Raw genomic sequence first — 6000 nt, forward strand, 5'->3', positions numbered from 1 at the left:
GTCATCGGAACCGCCGTCATCGCCGTCGTAACCTCTGCCCGTGTCGGGGCTGCCATCACCGCGCGGTTCGTTGTTCTGGTCGTCCCAGGGTGTTCTGCCGAAGCCGCTGGGGTCGCTATAGGTAATGGGGCTGTTCTCGGGCCCACGCGCTCATGGCCTACGGCCACGCACGCACGCCCGAGAACACCAGCCGCAAATCGATGAACGGCAGACCCGCGCCATCCGGGAGCAAAGACACTTTCTCACCCCGCGCGAGCAAGAATAGAAGACCGTCAAAGTTTGACGTCTGTTGACGGCAGCCCCAGCGAACGACCGCAACGCTACCCAGCCATTGACTACGCACGGTTACTGCCACCGACCCGCCATCGGCCCGCATTTCGACAGCTACTCCAGGTATCTCAATCCAATCGTCGTTACCGAACCTGTCGTCAGATTCGATTTCCGCCACCTATTCTATCCATCGTTCACACCCGTCGGCAAAAGTGGATGATCGTCTTCAAATTCAAATGTTTCGATTGCCGCATCTTCTGGAAAACCGAGATGATCCCGCCAGATTTGAGCTACACCGACCAGAAGATTCCATGAGGCGGTTGCGTGCAATTCGGCCGTCGAGACTGCCTTTGGTGGAGCGGATCGATAATAGCGAATAGCCGCCACCTGCTTGTGTACGACCAATCGGAGAGCGCTGGCCGCACGGCGTTCGGCTTCACTTTCACGTGAATCAGTGTCGGAAATTCTGGCCTCGACAAAATCCACTAGCCGAGCGATCTGGCGCTCGGTGATACGCTCCATTGCAGGCACTCCTCAACGCGCTAGCACGGCTTGTATATTCTGACGTTATTATAGTTGTGGTCTTTGACCCAGGCGACGTCACCATATCGGTTCACCAAAATGCGGTACGAATTACTTCCATCGCCAAGGTCGTAGATCAGCGCAGCATCATCGGCGTCCGGCGCCGAAGGGCCCCATTTTCGTGCTTGAGCACCAGGGGTGTTCGGCCTCACCTCGAATCTGTCGGGGCCGGTACCTGCCCCATTCGGCCTAGGCTGCACCCCGCCGGCCTGAATCTGCTTGATTCGCTCAATGACCGCATTGGGAGGCTGAGGCGTGCTGCCGCCATCGTTATGAACAAGAACCGGGGCATCGCCGGCGAGCACATAGTACGTGTGGCATATTCACCGACGACACGGAGAGTGACCTATCGGCGCAGGGCTCTCACCTGGTCTTTCTCGGAACGGTCCGGCAGCGGATCGGGTTGTCGGGTGGCGTTGACGGCAACCGTGACGGCAACGTGGGCGGACAACCAGGGCCGTCGGCGGCCGTCAAGCGGCCCGGTGGGGCTATCCGAGGTACGGCGTGGCGCGGTGTTCGGCGTGGTGGCGGAGCCTGAGCCGGACGGTGTCGTGGATCGGGATGCGGTCGGAGTCGGCCGGGTCGACGAACCGGACGTCGGTCGATTCGTCGCTGACGGCGAGGGTGCCGCCGGTGACTCGGCCGTAGTAGGTGATGTTGAATTCTTGGCGGACTTCGCCGTCGGCGTACGCGATGACGTGCTGCGGGTCGGTGTAGATGCCGAGCAGGCCGGTGATCTCGATGTCGAGGCCAGTTTCCTCTTTGACCTCGCGCACGATGCAGTCGCCGAGGGTTTCGCCGATGTCCATGGTACCGCCGGGTAGCGCCCAGTTGCCGGAGTCGGCCCGGCGTTGCAGCAGCACCCGGCCGTGCTCGTCGACGACCAGGGCGGAACCACCGGGGACGAGGCTGTTGGCTCGCGGAGCGGCCGGGTCGTGGTAGTAGTCGCGCCGGCCGCTCACGATGCCGGCTCCGGCGGGTAAGCGGTGGTGGTCTGCCAGATCTGTTCGAACTGGTCGGCGAAGGAGGCGAAGATGCCGTACGGCGAGAGTTCGCGCAGGTGCAGGGCGGGATGTTGGTAGCCGCGGGCGCGGTACAGGTGCGGAGTGACGATCATCTGGTTGTCGAAGCGGAACACCGAGTTGTACAGGTGCACCGCGTGCAGTCCGATCGCGACACCGTCCACGTCGTGCAGGGGTTCGCAGAAGTTGAGGGCGTTGCGGATCCGGCCGGGCAGGGTGCCGCCGATTTGCTCCAGGGCGTCGCGTTCGAGGACGTGGGTGCTGTCCGGGTCGGCGAACGCCAGCCGGATGCGGGCACCGGCGGCGGCTTTGTCGGTCAGCCGTTGCATGGTGTCGGGCAGCAACTCCAGCACGAACGGGTAGGCGTAACCAAGCAAATCGATCCGGGAGGTCGCACCGGACAGCAGGGACGTCCACAAGGCTTGCGGGATGTCGGCACGATGCGCCCAGGCACCGACGACTTCGGCGGTGGCTTCCGCGCCGGGCGCGAGGTCGGGTCGGGTTTGCGGCCACAGGTCGGTCTCGGTCTCGCCGAGCACGTCGGCGACGGCCAGCCGGGTGCGCTGGCGCGGGATCCGGCCGGACAGCCACCGGGTCACAGTCTTGGCATCGACTCCGACAGCGGCGGCGAGTCCGGCCACGTCGAGATTCTTGCGGAGCAGAGCGCTGCGCAGTCGCTGACTCATACCGGCACGGTAGCGGACACAGACGGGACGTTTGAAGGTCATGGAAGTGTCCGCGCAGATGGTGTTGGGGACGTTCCTGTGCCCGCACGTGGTTCGTAGGTTGGTGGGTAGATGCCCTGCCGGTGGGTGCCACCGGGGGTGAGGGACACACTGGTGCAGGCCGCACCGGAGACGATCCGGCTGCATGGTTGGCTCGGGTGTCCCTCACCCTCACATCATCCGATGGCGGGTCGGTGGTCGGGGTCGGGCTGGTCGGGGTCGAGGGCGTGGTTGAGGGCTTCGATGGCGTTGCGGTGCAGCCGGGGCCTGACGTGGGCGTACACGTCGGCGGTGACGTGCAGCCGGGCGTGACCGAGCAGGTCTTTGATCGTCACGAGTTCGACGCCCTGTTCCAGCAGCAACGTCGCACACGAATGCCGCAGATCATGGAACCGGATGTAGCGGACTTCGGCCAGGTAGCAGACGGTCTCGTGTTGCCGGTGCACGTATGCCGGGTCGAGTGGCCGGCCGGTCGACGAGGCGAACACCACGTCGTGGTCGGTCCACCGGTCACCGGCTTCCCGACGGTCGAGATCTTGCCGTTGCCGATACCGCTTGAGCGCGGCGACGCAGGCGGCCGGGAGCACGATCTTGCGGCGGGATGCCTCGGTTTTGGGCGGCTGGAAGGTCATCCCGCCCTTGACCCGGGCGAGCGTTCGCCGCACGGACAGGTGCCCGCCGTCCAGGTCAATGTCCGCCCATTGCAGGCCGAGTAGTTCACCCCGGCGCAGCCCGGTGCGCAGAGCGAGTTCGAACAGTGGGCCGTGGCGGTGAAACGCGGCAGCGTACAAGTATTTGCGGGCTTCGACCGCCGTGAACGGCTGGTAGCCGGTCCGGCGTGGCGTCGGCAGCCGCACCGCCGAAGCCACGTTTCGGTGCAGCAGCTCCTCACGCACGGCGTGGGCGAGCGCGGCCGACAGCACCGCACGGATGTAGCGGACGGTGGCTGGTTGCACCCGATGCTGGCAGCATGCGCCGACCGCGCAGCAGCGGGGCCGCCGATCCTTGCGCCGGTGGTGGGGGTCGCGTCGGGCGTCCCACCCTTGGGCGCAGCACTGGCACACGGCAGCGGTACCGTCGAGGAACGTACGGACCTCGGCGACCGTGAGCGCGTGCAGCGGACGGTGGCCGAGGCCGGGGATGAGGAACCCGCGTACGTAGGTGTCGTAGTTGGTGTAGGTGGACGGCCGGACCCGATGCACGGCCACCGTGGTCAGCCAGGACAGCAGGTACTCACCCACGGTCGTGTTCGAGTTGACCGGGGCCGGCCGTCCGTGCTGGGAGTCGGCGAGTTTCTCGGTCAGTTTGTCGGCGGCCTGTTTACGGGTGGCACCGTAGACGCGGACCCGGCGGCTGGTGCCGTCGGCGGCCTGGACGTAGCCGGCGCCTTCCCACCGGCCGTCGGCGCGCTGGTAGACGGTGCCTTCGCCGTTGGCGCGTTTCTTACCGGCCATGACCGGTCACCTCCCGGTCAAGGTCGCGTAGGTAGGCGGTCAGGGCGGTGGCGGGGATGCGCCGGCACCGGCCGATCTGGACCGACCGCAGTCGGCGGGTACGGATGAGCTGGTAGACGGTGTGTTTGGAGACTTGCAGCCGGGCCATCACCTGCCCCACAGTCAGCAGGTCCGTGCTCAGAGGGCGGTTATGGAGATTACGTCCTTTTCGGGGCGAGAGTGAATATTCCGGCCTCACTCTCGGTGACGAGCTTGCGGTTGACCAGGCGTTTGAGCTTGGCGCGGGTGCCTTCGACGTTCTTGTGTAGTGGTTCGATGTCGAGGGCGAGGCAGATGTCCTTGGCGCGCATCCCGGCCGTTGCCGAGCTGAGGACGGTGAGGATCTGCTGGTAGGCGGAGCTGATGACGGTCGGGTCGTCGGCGGTGAACTCGGTCGTGGCCAGTTCGCGCAGCGTGGTGCGGGTGGTGGCCAGGTCGGCCAGTTCACGATCGATGCGGGTCAGTTCGGCGGTGAACAGGCTGATCTGCTCGCGCAGGCGTGCGGCGGTCGCGGCCGCGGTGGTCTCGCGTTCGCCGATCAGGCCGAGGAGGGTGTCGAGGTGCACCGGCCGGCCTTACGTGTTTCGCCAGGTCGGCGTGCTGGTGCCGGTCAGCCGGCGGACCATGTTCGCCGTCGATGCCCACAACGTGCGTGACACCGACGAGGCGGGCTTGCTCTCGTATTCGCGGACCAGGCGGCGGTGCAGCATCAGCGTGCCGTAGACCTGTTCCACGATCCACCTCTTCTTGACCGGCACGAACCCGGGCTTGGCGTCGGAGCGTTTGACGACCTGTACGTCGATGCCGGTCACGGCGCCGTGCACGCCGACTTCTTGCTTGAATCCGGCGTCGACCCAGGCCACCGTGACCGTCGGGGTGTGCTGGGCGACCTGGTCGAGCAGCCGGATCCCGATCGCGTTGTCGGTCACGGACGCGGCGGTGACCACGACCGCGATGATCAGGCCGAGGGCGTCCACGGCCAGGCCCCGTTTGCGGCCCGGCACCTTCTTACCCGCGTCTTTGCCCGTCGTGGCGGCCGGAACATGGTTCGCCGCCCGGATCGACTGGGTGTCGAGCGCGACCGCGGACGGATCCTCGGTCCGGCCGGCCTTCTGGCGGACCTGGCAGCGCAGCAGATCGTGGATCACCTGATCGGTGCCGTCGTCACGCCACACGGCGAGATAGTAGTAAGTCACCGGTTTCTGAGGCAGATCGTGCGGCAGGTACGCCCACTGACAGCCGGTCCGGTTCTGATACAGGATCGCGTTGACGATCTCCCGCAGATCCTGTTCGCCCTGGCGACCGGCCACCGAGATCCGAGTGGCTCTCCATGCGTCCAGAAACGGGCCGAGCAAGGCCCACTGCTCATCGGTCACGTCGCTGGGATACCGCTTACGCGCGCTCATGACCAGCCCAACCGCGCAGCCCACCGCCGTGACGTGACCGATGCTCATCTTTCACGCCATCGAGTGATCACTATCTACTACGAACCCGCAGAACGATCTCCAAACGGACCCAACGCATAGATCAACCTAAAAAGTCCGTGACCGCCCTCTCAGGACCGCGGTGTCGGCGGTGAAGCTGTTTCCGACACAGGCAATGTTTGCACCTTTGGCCATCGCGGCGAGTTGCGCATTGCCAGCCATTGTCGCTGATCGCGACGCCTTAAGATCCTGCGCAGAGCCCGCACCCGAGACGATGCTCTCGAGCCCCAAACTCGTTAACCCGATCATCTTCTCGTGTCGCGCCATACACTCGGCGGAACAGCCATTGTTGAACTTGACCCTGGATTGCAACCAGGGCGATTGCGTTGTCTGATGACGAGGCCGTGACCTGGTGATTCACGGGGATAGTGGCCTCTGTGGAGGCGAAGGCGGCGGGTGAGATCACATCGGTGAAGATGGAGTT

Annotated in this window: 8 protein-coding genes; all 8 read right to left on the reverse strand. The window is 65.2% G+C overall.

From position 1 onward, the window contains the following. Positions 1 to 157 precede the first annotated feature (157 nt). Positions 158 to 448, reverse strand: coding sequence for a hypothetical protein (locus tag WH85_RS50435; protein ID WP_157411044.1), 291 nt, complete (start codon positions 446 to 448; stop codon positions 158 to 160). 5 nt (positions 449 to 453) lie between these two features. Further along, a complete protein-coding gene (locus tag WH85_RS50440; RefSeq protein WP_157411045.1) occupies positions 454 to 792 on the reverse strand; it encodes a hypothetical protein in 339 nt (112 codons plus the stop codon). A gap of 548 nt (positions 793 to 1340) precedes the next feature. Next, on the reverse strand, positions 1341 to 1814 hold the full coding sequence (locus WH85_RS16555; protein WP_045742742.1) for an NUDIX domain-containing protein: 474 nt from the start codon (positions 1812 to 1814) through the stop codon (positions 1341 to 1343). Continuing rightward, positions 1811 to 2560: a helix-turn-helix domain-containing protein gene (locus WH85_RS16560; RefSeq protein ID WP_045742777.1), complete on the reverse strand. Its 750-nt coding sequence runs from the start codon at positions 2558 to 2560 to the stop codon at positions 1811 to 1813. Before WH85_RS16560 ends, WH85_RS16555 begins: the two co-directional genes overlap by 4 nt. A 215-nt stretch (positions 2561 to 2775) precedes the next feature. Then, on the reverse strand, positions 2776 to 4053 hold the full coding sequence (locus WH85_RS16565; protein WP_045742743.1) for a tyrosine-type recombinase/integrase: 1278 nt from the start codon (positions 4051 to 4053) through the stop codon (positions 2776 to 2778). Continuing rightward, a complete protein-coding gene (locus tag WH85_RS16570) occupies positions 4043 to 4234 on the reverse strand; it encodes a helix-turn-helix domain-containing protein (RefSeq protein ID WP_083449047.1) in 192 nt (63 codons plus the stop codon). The genes WH85_RS16565 and WH85_RS16570 overlap by 11 nt, the downstream gene beginning before the upstream one ends. A 16-nt stretch (positions 4235 to 4250) precedes the next feature. After that, positions 4251 to 4658 (reverse strand): hypothetical protein, encoded by a 408-nt coding sequence (locus tag WH85_RS16575; RefSeq protein ID WP_045742744.1) that lies wholly within the window; start codon positions 4656 to 4658, stop codon positions 4251 to 4253. A gap of 9 nt (positions 4659 to 4667) precedes the next feature. Continuing rightward, the gene (locus WH85_RS16580) at positions 4668 to 5498 is read right to left on the reverse strand and encodes an IS5 family transposase (RefSeq protein WP_045742779.1); all 831 of its coding nucleotides are present in this window, start codon (positions 5496 to 5498) and stop codon (positions 4668 to 4670) included. Positions 5499 to 6000 lie beyond the last annotated feature (502 nt).

Origin of the sequence: Actinoplanes rectilineatus (genome assembly GCF_000962825.1) — a bacterium.
Taxonomy (GTDB): Bacteria; Actinomycetota; Actinomycetes; order Mycobacteriales; family Micromonosporaceae; genus Actinoplanes; species Actinoplanes rectilineatus.

What these genes read in the sequence shown, in the direction of transcription:
- WH85_RS50440 (WP_157411045.1), bottom strand. Translation starts at nt 792, where the DNA reads ATGGAGCGTATCACCGAGCGCCAGATCGCTCGGCTAGTGGATTTTGTC.
- WH85_RS16560 (WP_045742777.1), bottom strand. Translation starts at nt 2,560, where the DNA reads ATGAGTCAGCGACTGCGCAGCGCTCTGCTCCGCAAGAATCTCGACGTG.
- WH85_RS16565 (WP_045742743.1), bottom strand. Translation starts at nt 4,053, where the DNA reads ATGGCCGGTAAGAAACGCGCCAACGGCGAAGGCACCGTCTACCAGCGC.
- WH85_RS16580 (WP_045742779.1), bottom strand. Translation starts at nt 5,498, where the DNA reads ATGAGCGCGCGTAAGCGGTATCCCAGCGACGTGACCGATGAGCAGTGG.